The 14,571-nt window shown below is 57.7% G+C and carries 15 protein-coding genes; 2 read left to right on the top strand and 13 right to left on the bottom strand.

Annotated features, from left to right (window positions below):
- Window position 1: 1 nt before the first annotated feature.
- From JYB84_RS04695 to glyA, 12 genes are all read right to left on the bottom strand, one after another.
- On the bottom strand, window positions 2-445 hold the full coding sequence (locus JYB84_RS04695) for a VOC family protein (RefSeq protein ID WP_228290882.1): 444 nt from the start codon (window positions 443-445) through the stop codon (window positions 2-4).
- Window positions 446-480: 35 nt separating this feature from the next.
- Window positions 481-1,263, bottom strand: coding sequence for a slipin family protein (locus tag JYB84_RS04690; protein ID WP_207322280.1), 783 nt, complete (start codon window positions 1,261-1,263; stop codon window positions 481-483).
- Window positions 1,256-2,677, bottom strand: coding sequence for an NfeD family protein (locus JYB84_RS04685; protein ID WP_207322279.1), 1,422 nt, complete (start codon window positions 2,675-2,677; stop codon window positions 1,256-1,258). The genes JYB84_RS04690 and JYB84_RS04685 overlap by 8 nt, the downstream gene beginning before the upstream one ends.
- Window positions 2,678-2,780: 103 nt before the next feature.
- On the bottom strand, window positions 2,781-3,275 hold the full coding sequence (locus JYB84_RS04680) for a phosphatidylglycerophosphatase A family protein (protein ID WP_207322278.1): 495 nt from the start codon (window positions 3,273-3,275) through the stop codon (window positions 2,781-2,783).
- Complete coding sequence (thiL, locus tag JYB84_RS04675; protein ID WP_207322277.1) at window positions 3,275-4,234, bottom strand: thiamine-phosphate kinase; 960 nt, start codon at window positions 4,232-4,234, stop codon at window positions 3,275-3,277. Before thiL ends, JYB84_RS04680 begins: the two co-directional genes overlap by 1 nt.
- Window positions 4,235-4,332: 98 nt before the next feature.
- On the bottom strand, window positions 4,333-4,737 hold the full coding sequence (nusB, locus tag JYB84_RS04670; RefSeq protein WP_207322276.1) for a transcription antitermination factor NusB: 405 nt from the start codon (window positions 4,735-4,737) through the stop codon (window positions 4,333-4,335).
- 15 nt (window positions 4,738-4,752) lie between these two features.
- Window positions 4,753-5,229: a 6,7-dimethyl-8-ribityllumazine synthase gene (gene ribH / locus JYB84_RS04665; protein ID WP_207322275.1), complete on the bottom strand. Its 477-nt coding sequence runs from the start codon at window positions 5,227-5,229 to the stop codon at window positions 4,753-4,755.
- A gap of 148 nt (window positions 5,230-5,377) precedes the next feature.
- A complete protein-coding gene (ribBA, locus tag JYB84_RS04660) occupies window positions 5,378-6,481 on the bottom strand; it encodes a bifunctional 3,4-dihydroxy-2-butanone-4-phosphate synthase/GTP cyclohydrolase II (RefSeq protein ID WP_207322274.1) in 1,104 nt (367 codons plus the stop codon).
- Window positions 6,482-6,604: 123 nt separating this feature from the next.
- Entirely contained in the window at window positions 6,605-7,258 is a 654-nt protein-coding gene (locus JYB84_RS04655; RefSeq protein WP_207322273.1) for a riboflavin synthase, read from the bottom strand.
- A gap of 36 nt (window positions 7,259-7,294) precedes the next feature.
- Window positions 7,295-8,422: a bifunctional diaminohydroxyphosphoribosylaminopyrimidine deaminase/5-amino-6-(5-phosphoribosylamino)uracil reductase RibD gene (ribD, locus tag JYB84_RS04650; RefSeq protein ID WP_207322272.1), complete on the bottom strand. Its 1,128-nt coding sequence runs from the start codon at window positions 8,420-8,422 to the stop codon at window positions 7,295-7,297.
- Window positions 8,423-8,453: 31 nt separating this feature from the next.
- The gene (nrdR, locus tag JYB84_RS04645; protein WP_207322271.1) at window positions 8,454-8,906 is read right to left on the bottom strand and encodes a transcriptional regulator NrdR; all 453 of its coding nucleotides are present in this window, start codon (window positions 8,904-8,906) and stop codon (window positions 8,454-8,456) included.
- A gap of 103 nt (window positions 8,907-9,009) precedes the next feature.
- A complete protein-coding gene (glyA, locus tag JYB84_RS04640; RefSeq protein ID WP_207322270.1) occupies window positions 9,010-10,263 on the bottom strand; it encodes a serine hydroxymethyltransferase in 1,254 nt (417 codons plus the stop codon).
- A gap of 224 nt (window positions 10,264-10,487) precedes the next feature.
- Between glyA and ettA the strand changes: the two genes are divergently transcribed.
- Window positions 10,488-12,155, top strand: a complete 1,668-nt coding sequence (gene ettA, locus JYB84_RS04635) for an energy-dependent translational throttle protein EttA (RefSeq protein WP_207322269.1) — start codon at window positions 10,488-10,490, stop codon at window positions 12,153-12,155.
- A gap of 90 nt (window positions 12,156-12,245) precedes the next feature.
- Here the strand turns inward: ettA and JYB84_RS04630 are convergent, their stop codons facing one another.
- Window positions 12,246-13,517, bottom strand: a complete 1,272-nt coding sequence (locus JYB84_RS04630) for an HD-GYP domain-containing protein (RefSeq protein ID WP_207322268.1) — start codon at window positions 13,515-13,517, stop codon at window positions 12,246-12,248.
- A 308-nt stretch (window positions 13,518-13,825) separates the two neighbouring features.
- Here JYB84_RS04630 and JYB84_RS04625 point away from each other — a divergent pair, with 308 nt between their 5' ends.
- Entirely contained in the window at window positions 13,826-14,551 is a 726-nt protein-coding gene (locus JYB84_RS04625; protein ID WP_228289690.1) for a substrate-binding periplasmic protein, read from the top strand.
- Window positions 14,552-14,571 lie beyond the last annotated feature (20 nt).

Below are 14,571 nucleotides of genomic sequence, written 5' to 3'. Positions count from 1 at the left end.
GTCAGCGGTCACAGGGTGGGCAGGAGTCCATCCAGAACACCTCCCAGATATGGCCATCGGGGTCCTCGAAGGAGCGACTGTACATAAAACCGTGATCTTCGGCTGGCCTTTGCTCCATGCCTCCGGCATCTATGGCCCGGTGAAACATGTTGTCCACCGCGGCTCTGTGTTCCTGCTGCAGTGCCAGCATCACCTCCAGACTGCGGCCGGGATCGGCCAGACTCTTGGCGGTGAAGCGGCGCATGCTGTCGGGGGTGTGCAACATGGCATAGATGCCGTCGCCAATCACCAGCGCCGCAGCCTGCTCATTGCTGAATGCCGGGTTGAAATGCATTCCCAGCGCCTTGAAAAATGCCCGTGAACGGGACAAATCCTGCACTACCAGGTTGACGTATATGGCCTTGGTCACAGCCGCCTCCTTAAGCTTGAGTCTTGCCTTGAACACTTAGCGCGTCCTTCACCGGATTTAACTCCGGCGCACTACTCCTTGGGTGCCTTATTCAGCGAATTGCCGAGCTTACTCAGCAGTTCAAGGGGAAGCGGGAACACTATGGTGGAATTATTTTCACCCGCCACCTCCGTCAGGGTTTGCAGATACCTGAGCAAAATGGCATTGGGTTCTTCCGCCAGGGTTTTGGCCGCCTCCACCAATTTTTCCGACGCTTCCATTTCCCCGAGGGCGTGGATCACCTTGGCACGCCGCTCCCGCTCTGCCTCGGCCTGGCGGGCAATGGCGCGGATCATGGTTTCGTTGAGGTCCACGTGTTTGATCTCCACATTGGCCACCTTGATCCCCCAGATATCTGTGTGGGAATCGAGAATACGGCGGATATCGGCATTGAGCATATCGCGGTTGGCCAGCATCTCATCCAACTCATGCTGGCCGAGCACAGATCTCAGGGTAGTCTGGGCCAACTGACTGGTGGCATTGAGGAAATTCTCTACATTGATGATGGCCTTTTGCGGGTCCACCACCCGGAAGTAAATCACCGCATTGACGCGCACCGACACGTTATCGCGACTGATGACGTCCTGTGACGGCACATCCATTACCACGGTACGCAGATCCACCCGTACCATTTGCTGGATGACGGGGATGATGATGATAAGCCCCGGCCCCTTGACCCGGTAAAATCGTCCCAACATAAAAACCACGGCCCGCTCGTATTCACGCATGATGCGAAACATCGACAGCAGCAGTGCCAACACCAGCACCATAAGTGCCCCGAAGGAAATGTTCAAACTCGAGATTAGCTCATTCATTTTGTTCTCCCTTTGGCTTATTCATTGGGCTGAGCTCCAACACCAGCCCCTCGATTCCATCCACCCGCACCAGGTCACCCGGTGCCAAAGGCACTGAGCTGTGACCGTTCCAACGCTCACCCATAAACATCACTTCCCCCTCACCGGGGAAACCTCCAAGCACCAGGGCTTGCTGGCCCACCATGGCTTCAAGGCCCGTGACCGGTGCCCTGCGGCGGTTTTTCAGCACAAAGGTCAGTACCACAAGGAAAAAGATAAAGCTGGCCAGGGTGAAGGTGAGGATCACCGGCCAGGCGATACGGAAGGCATCAATTTCGCTGTCGATAAGAAAGATGGAACCGAGCACAAAGGCCACTATGCCGCCAAAGCCCAAAATACCGAAGCTCGGCACCAGGGATTCGGCCACCAGCAAGCCTATGCCCAGCAACAGCAGGGCACCGCCGGCATAACTCACCGGCAGCATCTGCAGGGCAAACATGGCCAGCAGCAAACAGATGGCACCCACCACCCCGGAGACGCCGAAACCCGGGCTGTAAAATTCCAGCAGCAAGCCATAGACCCCAAGCAACATCAGCACATAGGCCACGTTGGGATTGGTGATGGTATTGATGAACTTGGCGCGCCAGTCCGGCGAGGCATCCACCAGGGGAGCGCCGCGGGTATTGAGGGTATGTACCTCGGCCCCCAGGGTGAACTTGCGACCGTCGAGGGCATCAAGCAATGCCCTGGGGTTGGCGGCAACCAGGTCGATTACCCCCAGCTCCAGCGCCTCCGAGGCCGTGGCGGTGGCAGCTTCCCGCACCGCCTTTTCGCCCCAGTCGGCATTGCGACCACGCAGCTGCGCCAGGGTGCGGATATAGGCAATGGCATCATTAAGAATTTTGCGTTCCATATCAGAGGGTTCACTGCTTTCCTTCTGATCCTGGCCACCGGGAGGTCCCAATTGCACCGGTGTGGCGGCACCCAGGCTGGTGGCAGGGGCCATGGCGGCCACATGACAGGCATAGAGCATATAGGTGCCGGCACTGGCGGCGCGGGCCCCTTCGGGATAGACAAAACAGGCAACGGGTATGGGGGACGCCAGTATCGCCTGATTGATATCCCTCAGGCTGGATACCAGGCCACCGGGGGTATCGAGAGTAATAAGCAACAGCTGCGGCCGCTCGGTCTGCTCAGCTGCACGCGCCATGGTGCGGGTCAAATAATCCGATACACCGGGACCTATGGCACCACTAACCTCAAGGCGCAGCACTGGGGCTGGAGACTGAGATTGAGACTGAGATTGTGGTTGCGGCTCGGAGTAAGACGGGCCCGGCAATATCAGCAAGACCGCCAGCAGCAGGCCGAGCAACCTGGCCAGATAGCAATTCAAACCCTGGGACGATGCCAATGGGTGCTGCAGCCGCCTGAACATAAAACCGCTCCCGCAATTACAGATACTTAAAGGCTGAGCCGGGCATCTAACCCGGCTCTTTAAGCATAGTCTCTAACGGGAATATTAGGGGGAAGAGTCAGGCTCATCCGAGCCAGAAGACCAGGCCCTGCAGACAGGCCCAGGCAAAAATGCCGGCCAGCACATCGTCGGCCATGATGCCAAGACCACCGTGGACCCTGGCATCAAGCACCCGAATGGGCCAGGGCTTGAGGATATCGAACAGACGGAACAGCACAAAACCCGTCAGCAGCCAGGGCCAACCGGCGGGGGCGGCGATGAGGGTGATAAGCAAACCTGCCACTTCGTCCCAGACTATGGCGCCATGATCGTGCACCCCCATGTCGCGGGAGGCCCGATCGCAGATATAAATACCCAGCACCACGGCGGCTATTGTCGCCAGCAGGTAGGCCGCCAGCGGCAACTGAGCCAGTAACAGGTACAGAGGAACGGCGGCCAGGGTGCCAAAGGTGCCCGGCGCCTTGCGGGCCAGGCCTGAGCCAAAGCCCAGGGCCAGGAAATGCCAGGGGTTTTTAAGTGACAGGCGTTTGAGCGCCTCATCCTGTGATAAAAGACGCATCAGAAGTGTTCAAACCCTTTGAATTCAGGGGTAAAAGGCTCACCGTTGAGCTGCAACTTAAGGCGATTGCCGGCGTTGATCTGGCCGATGCGGACAAACTTGACCCCGGCATGGCTGAGGGCAATTTCCAGGGCACCGCGCTGGGCCTCGGGCACGGTAAACAGCAACTCGTAATCCTCGCCGCCGGTCAGGGCATAGGCCAGGGCCCGGTCGAGGCTGACCGAGTCCTTGAGCGCCTGGGACAGGGGCAGGTTTTCCACTTCTATGTTGGCACCGACGCCGGAGGCCTTGAGTATATGCCCCAGATCCGACACCAGACCATCGGAAAGATCTATGGCGCTGGAGGCCAAACCGCGCAGGGACTGACCCGCGAGGACTCTGGGCACAGGACGGTAATGGCGCTCGATAAGGTATTCCCTGTGCTCGGGTCGGGTCTGTTCAACACCGCGCAGCAGATCCAGTCCCAGGGCCGAATCTCCCAGGGTACCGGTCACATACACCCAGTCGCCCACATGGGCACCATAGCGGGTCAGCGCCTTGCCGGCCGGTACCTGGCCATGGACAGTGATGCTGAACATTTTCACCGGGCTGGCGGTGGTGTCACCACCGATAAGGGCTATGCCGTAGTAGTCGGCGGCCTCGAACAGGCCTTCGCTGAATTCACTGAGCCAAGCTTCCTCGGCTTGGGGCAGGCTCAGAGCCAGGGTCATCCAGGCGGGCTCGGCACCCATGGCCGCCAGATCCGACAGATTGACCGCCAAGGCCTTGTAACCCAGTGCCCGTGCCGGCATATCGGCAAAGAAGTGTACCCCTTCCACCAGGGTATCGCAGGAGATGGCCAGTTGCTTGCCTTCGGCGGGCTGCACCAGGGCGCAGTCATCACCTATGCCATGCACCACATCGCGGCGCAAAGGGCCGCGGCCATTGAAGAATTGATCTATGAGTTGGAATTCTTTCACTGTATTCCCGCTGCCTCGGCCAGGCAGCGCCTCGGAAATCACCAGAATGGACACCCGCCGTAAATGAAAAACGGTACCCTCAGGATACCGTTTTCAGTTTACTTGCGCGCAACCAGCTTATCCAGGATGCCGTTGACGAACTTGTGACCGTCTTCGGCACCGAAGGCCTTGGCCAGCTCGATGGCTTCGTTAATCACTACCTTGTAAGGCACATCCTTGCGGAAGGTCAGCTCATAGGCCGCCAGACGCAGTATGGCTTTTTCCACCGGAGAGACATCATCGAAGTCCCGGTCCAGTTGTGGCAGTAACATCTCATCGAGTTGGGCTTTCTTGGTTGCCGTACCAGCAAACAATTCACGGAAATAAGCGATGTCGACACCGTCGATGTTTTGCTCGGTGAGGAACTCGTGTTCCACGTCCGCGACGTTGTTACCGCTCAGTTGCCATGAATAGATGGCTTGGACCGCCAGACGACGGGCCTTACGGCGCTCAGAAGGCTTCATTATTTTTCCTACTTGTTACAGCTGTGAATCGATTGCTTGCAGCACATTGACCATTTCCAGCAGACCCAGAGCAGCTTCACCGCCCTTGTTGCCTGCCTTGGTACCTGAGCGCTCAATGGCCTGCTCTATGGTATCAGTGGTCAACACACCGAAAGAAACCGGGGTATTGAATTCCAGGGAAACCTGGGCCAGACCCTTGTTGCACTCACCGGCGACGAAATCGAAGTGGGGAGTACCGCCACGGATCACAGCACCCAGGGCTATGATGCCGTCGAACTTGCCGGAGGCGGCCACTTTCTTGGCGGCCAGCGGCAGTTCAAAGGCGCCGGGTACGCGCACGACAGTGATGTTGTCATCGCTCACCTGACCGAAACGTTTCAGGGTATCAATGGCGCCCTCAAGCAGGCTCTCAACCAGAAAACTGTTGAAACGCGATACCACGATCGCCACTTTGGCAGTTTTCGCTTCGATATTACCTTGTACTATGTGCATTATCTTACCTAGTTCAGCTAAAGCACCCGGCTCGGGGCAACCAGCCTGGGCACCTTACGGCACCCGGGCAAAAAAGTGGCGCTATCATACCACAGGCTTTTGCCCCGTTCCCTATGCAATTTGTTCGAAAACGGGATTTTTGTGTGCCTTACTCGGCCACGTACTCAGTCACTTCCAGACCGAAGCCCGACAATGAATGGTACTTCTTCGGTGAGCTCAGCAGGCGCATCCTGGTGACACCCAGACTCGCCAGAATTTGTGAGCCCACACCCACACGGCGCGAGGTACCTGCCCACTTGGCGGACGCCGGTGCCTGGCCCTTGTCCTCGGCCTCGAAGGCCTTGACCTTGGCCAGGATATCGCTGCTGTGTTCACGGTTACCCAGCAGCACCAGCACCCCACCCTCTTTGGCGATGCGCTCCATGGCCACTTCCAGCGGCCAGCTGCGCTGCTGATCGCGCTCGGAGTGCAGCAGGTCGTTGAAGGTATTGGTCAGGTGCACCCGCACCAGTATGTCTTCCTTGACCTCGCCCTTCACCAGGGCAAAGTGCAGCTGGTTGTCTATGGTGTCGCGGAAGGTGTGCATTTCAAACTCACCGAAACGGGTCGGCAGGCGGCACTGGGCCTCGCGCACCACAGTGGTTTCTGTGTTGTTGCGGTATTCAATCAGATCGGCAATGGTGCCTATCTTGATGCCGTGCTTCTCGGAGAAGATTTCCAGATCAGGACGGCGGGCCATGGTGCCGTCTTCATTGAGGATTTCCACTATCACACCGGAAGGCTCAAGACCGGCCAGACGGGCCAGATCGCAACCGGCTTCGGTGTGACCGGCGCGGGTCAGCACGCCGCCATCCTGGGCCATCAACGGGAAGATATGACCGGGCTGCACCAGATCGGCGGCCTTGGCATCCTTGGCCACGGCGGCCTTCACTGTGACGGCGCGGTCGTGGGCGCTGATCCCCGTGGTCACGCCTTCGGCGGCCTCGATGGACACGGTAAAGTTGGTGGAAAACTGGGCATTGTTATTGCTGACCATCAGCGGCAGGTTCAGCTGCTGGCAGCGGGCCTTGGTCATGGTCTGGCAGATAAGGCCTCGGCCATAGGTGGCCATGAAGTTGATGGCTTCGGGAGTCACCAGCTCAGCCGCCATGATCAGGTCGCCCTCGTTTTCCCTGTCCTCATCGTCCATCAGGATAACCATTTTGCCCTGACGTATGTCCTCGATGATCTCTTCGATACTGTGTAGCGCCATTGTAAGACCTTTATTCTGTGCTAATGAATCTGTGCTATTAGATGGGGTGAATTCTAACCGGCCCCGGGCTAAAAACCAGTCCGGTGACCAAAAACCATGACGGGCGCCCACAGCGCCCGTGCCTTATCCGAGAAATCCCGAGCGCGCCAGCAGCTCCATGGTGACACCACCGCTGCCCTGCTCTTTGCCGGATTGCATCAGCCGCTCCAGATAGCGGGCAATCTGGTCCACTTCCAAGTTGACCCTGTCGCCGACACTCAGCTCAAGCAGGGTGGTTTCGCTGGCGGTGTGCGGCACTATGGTGAGGCGGAAGCGATTGCCGTCCACTTCGTTGACCGTCAGACTGACGCCATCGATAGTGATTGAGCCCTTGTGGGCTATGTAGCGCGCAAGCTCAGCCGGGGCTTCAAGCCAAAATTCGATGGCCTTGCCGAGGTTGCTGCGGGATACCACAGTGGCGCGACCATCAACGTGGCCGCTGACCAGATGACCGCCGAGACGGGTAGTTGGGGTCACGGCCTTTTCCAGATTAACCCTAGTGCCGGGGCGATAGTCACCAAAGCCGGTCAACTTGACCGTTTCGGCGGAAACATCGGCCACATAGCCGTCCTTCAGGCACTGCACCACGGTCAGGCACACGCCGTTGGTGGCTATGCTGTCGCCGAGGCGCACGTCACTGAGATCCAGCTTGCCGCTGTTGACCGTGAGGCGAATGTCATCGCCCATACGCTCCAGCCTGCTCAAGGTACCGACGGCTTCGATAATTCCGGTAAACATATACTCTGTCCTAGCTAGTGCTCTGTCCCGGGGCCTTCAGGCCGCAGCGAGTCTGAAAACAAATCTTCTGTCCTGGCCCAGGCGGCGCTCGTCCACCAAAGTCAGGGAAGGTATGGCATCCATGGTCTGGAAGTCCGGCAATTGCAGCAGATCTCGACCATGGCTGCCGAGGATCTTGGGCGCCTGGTACAACACCAGTTCATCGCACAAACCCTGCTCAACAAAACTGCCGGCCAGCTTGGCACCGGCTTCCACCAGCACCAGATTGCAGCTCTGGCCCAAGTGAGTCAGCAGCGCGGCAAGATCAATGCGGCCATCGGTCGATGGCAGCACCAGGGTGCTGACAAAATGGGGCAAGGCTTTGAGCAGCTCCGGCTCATAGGGCCTGGCCGACACCAGGATCACAGGGCTTTCGATTCCGAAGAGTTTGGCCTTGGCCGAAATGCGGCAGTTGCTGTCCAGCACCACCCGCACCGGTTGAATCAGCTCGGCCTCGGCAAGACTATTGCCCAAACCGCCGAGCTCAGCATGGCGAACATTGAGACTGGGGTCATCCGCCAGCACTGTGCCTATGCCTGTTATAAGGGCGCAGCTTTGGGCCCGGAGCCGCTGCACATCACGTCGCGCCTCAGGGCCGGTAATCCATTTGGACTCGCCGTTGGCCAGGGCCGTTTTGCCATCGATACTTGCGGCCAGCTTGACCCGCACATAGGGGCGTTTGCGCTCCATACGCGATAAAAATCCCGGGTTCAGGCTGCGGGCATCGCCTTCCAGCAGGCCGGATTCCACCTCGATACCGGCATCCTGCAATAGTTTAATGCCGCGACCGGCCACCTCGGGATTGGGATCTGTCATGGCCACCACCACCCGCTTGAGGCCGTGCTCAATCAGCGCCTTGGCGCAGGGGGGCGTGCGGCCGTAATGGCTGCAGGGTTCCAGGGTGACGTAAGCTGTGGCGCCGCGGGCCTTGTCGCCCGCCTGGCGCAGGGCATGGACCTCGGCGTGGGGGCCGCCGGCACGTATATGCCAACCCTCGCCCACTATGGCGCCGTCGCTATCCACTATGACGCAACCCACATTGGGGTTGGGGCGGGTGGTGTAACTGCCGCGCCGCGCCAGCATGATGGCGCGGCTCATCATTTGGGTATCGGTTGCAGACCACATAACACTATGCCTGTTATCTGTTTTGATGAGATTAGTTCTTTTGCAGCCTGGCGATGGCCTCACCGAACTCGGACACGTCTTCGAAGGCGCGATACACAGAAGCAAAGCGGATATAGGCCACTTTGTCGAGTTCAATCAGGCTGTCCATCATCAGGTTGCCAATCATTTCCGATGGCACTTCCCGCTCGCCGGTGGCGCGCAGGGTGGATTTAATCTTGGTCAGGGCTTCTTCTATCTGATCCATGGACACCGGGCGTTTTTCAACCGCCCGCAGCATGCCGCCGCGCAGCTTCTCTTCATCGAAGGGCTGACGGCTGCCGTCACGCTTGATGACCCTGGGCATCACCAGTTCGGCACCTTCAAAGGTGGTGAAGCGCTCGTGGCACTCGGTGCACTCCCGCCGCCGCCGTACCTGATGCCCTTCCCCCACCAGCCGTGAGTCTATGACCTTGGTATCGGTTGCGTTGCAAAATGGGCAGTGCATGGGGCCTCCTGGTGCGGAAACTGGACTAATTGGAGCAAAAACGGAGCAAATAAAATGGCCGCTTGAGCAGCGGCCATGAGTGTATCCTATTCAGGTTAAAAGGTTAACCGTAAACAGGGAAACGGGCGCACAGTTCCAGTACCTGACCTTTCACGCGCTCGATAACTGCGTCGTCTTTGGCATTGTCCAGCACGTCACAGATCCAGCCGGTCAGTTCACGGGCTTCGGCTTCCTTGAAACCGCGGCGGGTGATGGCCGGAGTACCGATACGGATACCCGAGGTCACAAAGGGTGAACGTGGGTCGTTTGGCACTGAGTTCTTGTTGACCGTGATGTTGGCGCGGCCCAGGGCTGCATCGGCTTCTTTACCGGTCAGATCGCGACCGATGAGATCCAGCAGCATCAGGTGGTTGTCGGTACCGCCGGAAACTATCTTGTAGCCGCGGGACTTGAACACTTCCACCATGGCCTTGGCGTTGGCCACAACCTGCTGTTGGTATACCTTGAATTCTGGCTCCAGGGCTTCCTTGAAGGCCACGGCTTTACCGGCGATCACGTGCATCAGAGGACCACCCTGACCACCAGGGAATACCGCAGAGTTCAGCTTCTTGTACAGCTCTTCATCGTCGGCAGCAGAGATGATCAAACCACCACGGGGACCGGCCAGGGTCTTGTGGGTGGTAGAAGTCACCACGTGGGCGTGTGGCACGGGGTTGGGGTACACACCGGCGGCAATCAGACCGGCCACGTGGGCCATGTCAACAAACAGGTAGGCGCCAATCTTGTCGGCGATTTCACGCAGCTTGGCCCAGTCAACTATGCCCGAGTATGCGGAGAAGCCACCGATGATCATCTTGGGCTTGTGCTCCAGTGCCAGGCGCTCCAGCTCAACGTAGTCAATCTTGCCGGCTTCATCGATGCCGTAAGGAATGATGTTGTACAGCTTGCCTGAAAAGTTCACCGGTGAACCGTGGGTCAGGTGGCCACCGTGGGCCAGGTTCATACCCAGTACTGTGTCACCGGGTTGCAGCAGAGTCATGTATACGGCCATGTTGGCCTGGGAGCCGGAGTGAGGCTGCACGTTGGCGAAAGTGGCACCGAACAGTTCCTTGGCACGCTCAATGGCCAGGGTTTCCACTACGTCGACATACTCACAACCACCGTAGTAACGCTTGCCGGGATAACCTTCTGCGTACTTGTTGGTCAGCTGTGAACCCTGAGCCTGCATCACGCGGGGAGAGGTGTAGTTCTCGGAGGCGATAAGCTCAATGTGCTCTTCCTGACGCAGGGTTTCGTCCTGGATCGCCTGGAACAGCTCGGGATCATAGTCGGCAATATTCATGGTTTTGTTCAGCATTGGTCACTCCAGCTGGCAAATCTTATAGGTAGGGTTGCGCGGTATTCTACTCTGCAAACGGCTTCAAGCCCAGCCGCATGATGATGAAAATCCGTCTCACAGCCAATGACTGTGTTTCATGATGAAAACAGTTCCGCAGTGAAGCTATTCCCCGGCAGCCATCTGGCAGTAACAGAGGCAAATTGGTAAACTGCCGACAATTTTTTTGGATCAGAGAATCTTTCATGGCTCAGTTCGTTTACAGCATGCTCAGGGTCGGCAAGATAGTGCCGCCCAAGAAGCAAATTCTTAAAGACATTTCATTGAGTTTCTTCCCCGGCGCCAAGATTGGTGTTTTGGGTCTGAACGGCTCGGGTAAGTCCACTTTGCTGCGCATCATGGCCGGCCTGGACACGGAAATTGAGGGTGAAGCCCGCCCCATGCCGGGTCTGAAAATTGGTTACCTGCCCCAGGAACCAAAACTGAACCCGAACCAGACGGTGCGTGAAGCCATAGAAGAAGCGGTACACGAGGCCAAGAATGCCCTCAAACGTCTGGACGAAGTGTACGCCGCCTACGCCGATCCCGATGCCGACTTCGATGCCCTGGCACGGGAGCAAGGGGAGCTGGAAGCCATCATCCAGTCCCAGGATGCCCACAACCTGGACCATATCCTCGAGCGCGCCGCCGACGCCCTGCGTCTGCCGGATTGGGACGAGAAAATCGAGGTGCTGTCAGGTGGTGAACGCCGCCGGGTGGCCCTGTGCCGCCTGCTGCTGGAAAAGCCGGAGATGCTGCTGCTCGACGAACCCACCAACCACCTGGATGCCGAATCCGTGGCCTGGCTGGAGCACTTCCTGCAGGAATATGCCGGTACTGTGGTAGCCATTACCCACGACCGTTACTTCCTCGACAATGCCGCCGGCTGGATCCTGGAACTGGACCGCGGTGAGGGTATTCCCTGGCAGGGTAACTACTCCAGCTGGCTGGAACAGAAAGATGCCCGTCTGAAGCAGGAGGCCGCCACCGAAAGCGCCCGTCAAAAGACCATTGCCAAGGAATTGGAATGGGTGCGTCAGGGTGCCAAGGGCCGTCAGTCAAAGGGCAAGGCCCGTATGAACCGCTTCGAAGAGCTGAACAGCTCGGATTACCAACGCCGCAACGAGACCAACGAGCTGTTTATTCCGCCCGGGCCTCGTTTGGGTGACAAGGTTATTGAGGTGAACAACCTGACCAAGAGCTATGGCGACAGGGTACTTATCGACAACCTGTCCTTCTCTGTGCCCAAGGGCGCCATAGTCGGCATTATCGGTGCCAACGGTGCCGGTAAATCGACCCTGTTCCGCATGCTGACCGGCACAGAGCAGCCCGACAGCGGCAGCATAGATCTGGGTGACACTGTACAGCTGGCGTCGGTTGAGCAGTTCCGCGACTCAATGAACGACAAGAATACCGTGTGGCAGGAAATCTCCGGCGGCCAGGACATCATGCGTATCAACAACCTGGAGATCCCAAGCCGTGCCTACGTGGGCCGCTTCAACTTCCGCGGCGCCGATCAGCAAAAGATCATCGGCACCCTGTCCGGTGGTGAGCGCAACCGGGTGCACCTGGCCAAGCTGCTGCAAGCCGGCGGCAACGTGCTGCTGCTCGACGAACCCACCAACGATTTGGACGTGGAAACCCTGCGCGCCCTGGAAGAAGCCCTGTTGGAATTCCCCGGCTGCGCCATGGTTATTTCGCACGACCGTTGGTTCCTCGACCGTATCTGTACCCATATCCTCGACTACCGCGACGAGGGTCAGGTGAACTTCTACGAAGGCAACTACACAGAGTACTCTGCCTGGCTTAAGAACACCTATGGCGCCGATGTAGTTGAACCGCACAGGCTCAAGTACAAGCGCATGACCAAGTAAGCGCTTGCCTCAGGCATAAAAAGGAGACCTTAGGGTCTCCTTTTTGTTGGCGCGTTTCGGCTCAGTCAGTGGCTCTGAATAGCAAGGGGCTTAACCTTCGTGTGCCAGCAGGTCGAGGATTTCCTGCATATCCAGGTTGAAGTCATCGGCACGGACACATTTGACTATCAGGTCATCGGTCACGGTAGCCAAATCTATGTCCTCACCCACCTCGAAGCGCTTGGGGCTGATGTGATAGAAGGGTCTGACCCTGGGACGGATAGGGTCGTGAGCATTGCGGCTTTCCACTATCGCCAGACGGTTTGACTCCAGCTGCACCACAGAGCCCACGGGATAGACCCCCATGCAGCGGATGAATTGATCCACCAACTCGGCATCCAGCTCATTGTTGGCCGCCAGCGCCCGCAGAATATTGAAGGCCTTCACCTGGGAATAGCCATCCTTGTAACAGCGGTTGGCAGTCAGGGCATCGAAGATGTCGCAGATGCTGATCATGCGGCCGTAGCGGCTGATTTGCTCGCTGCTGACACCCATGGGATAACCCTTGCCGTTGAGTTTCTCGTGGTGCAGCGCCGCCACCTCCAGGCTCAAGGGGCTCAGGCCCGGGGTTTTGCGCATGATGGCGATGGAGTGACTGGCGTGTGACTTCATCAGCTCAAACTCGGCATCGCTCAGCTTGCCGGGTTTGTTGAGTATGGCGTCAGGCACCATTATCTTGCCCACATCGTGCAGATAGGCACCTATGGCCAGTTGCTGAATGATGTCCTTGTCCAGCTTCAGATACACGGCAAACATGGTCATCAGCACCGACACCGCCACCGAGTGTTCCAGCAAATATTCGTCTTTTTTACGGATGTTGATTACGCAGGCCAGGGCATCGGGATTGTTGAAGATCACCTCGGTGGATTCAGAGGTGATCTTGTTCACCGAGGGCATGTCCAGCGGCAGGCCGTGCTGGGCATTGTGAAACAGCCCCTTTTGGATGGCCTTGGACTCATCGAAAACCTGCTTGGCCTTGATGATCTCTTCCTTGGCCAGCCCGCGAGATCCACTCTTTCCGGCACCCGGCACAGCTGCCGATGCAGTGGCAGGCTTGGGCGTCTTGACTTCCCGGGGAGCGACCGTTTTTTTCAGCGGCGCCGCCTGGGTCTCAGTGGACGCTTGAGCGACAAGGGGCTCTGCGTCGCGGGTTTTGCTGCCATCGATTAACAGCCGCTCCACCCCCTTGCGTCTTAGGGCCTCAATAACACGTTCGCTCTCCAGCCACCCCTGGCTGCGGAGACGAAACTTGTCTTTTGGCGCGGTGATTTCAACGACGTACATGCCGACGCTGACTTCTGCAATGTTATGTTCTTTAAGCATAAATCCACATCCAATGTCACTGTTTCAGCTGGCCGTTCCTTGCCGGGCCGACAACAATCCCGAGGTTGATTGGTGCAGTATGACCTAACTGGATACGCGACTCAAACAGCCTGTGCAGCCCAAGCCCACTAAACCAATATGATTTTGAGATGTCTCGTTTACAGCAGCCATTTTTCTAACCAAAGACGGCTTAATCACTTTCACTCAATTTGCGATATGCTGCATTCAATATGCGCAATTTGTTGCTGTTGTTCCTTCTGGATGCGGGTTATTATTCGCAGCAAATGGACAGGACTACAGGGACAGTCATGCGCATCATTTTCCTCCTTTTTCTCTCTCTGCTGACCCAGGCTGTCGGCGCCAATCAAACCTCATTGCAATTGGCGGCGGAAGACAGTTGGCCCCCCTTCGCCGATGATGCCGGTCGCGGCTTGTCCCATGAACTTATCAAACGTGCCTTTGCCAAAAGCGGTGTTAAGGTCGACTCCCTGGTGGTGCCCTATTCCCGTGCCCTGATGATGGCCGAAAAAGGCCAGGTGGATGGGGTGTTCAATGTGGCCCGTCAGCAAAGCACGGAAGACAGGTTTGTATTCGGCGCAACGCCCTTGTTTGTGGCCAAGGCTTCCTTCTATGAATACCGCCAGCGTCCCCTGCCCGCCCGTGATAAACACCTGCTCCCCGTGGGGACTGTGATAGGGGTGATGGAAGGATATGAATACGGCGACGAGTTTGCCTCCCTGAAAAACCTGCGGTTGCTGGAGGTGAGCAGTCAGCAGCAGCTGATTAACCTGTTATTGTGCGGCCGCATTCAGGGGGCTGTGATGTACGATCTGGTGGCCAGCCAATACCTGAAGCGCATGGGGGTGGAGGACGAGATAGTGCCGGCCTTCGCCAACCATGAGAGCAATATTTATCTGGCCTTCTCCCGCACTTTACCCGCTGCTGCAGAGTTGGCCGCCAGTCTGGATGCGGGTTTGGCCGAGTTGATGCGCGACGGCGAATACCAGCAGTTGCTCACCGAATTGGCGCAGTAAGCAAGGCTTGGACTCTGTGG

The organism is Shewanella cyperi (assembly GCF_017354985.1).
In the GTDB taxonomy this organism is placed as follows: Bacteria; Pseudomonadota; Gammaproteobacteria; order Enterobacterales; family Shewanellaceae; genus Shewanella; species Shewanella cyperi.
The sequence above is the reverse complement of the archived record's forward strand: the minus strand, read 5'-3'. Positions and strand labels throughout refer to the sequence as shown.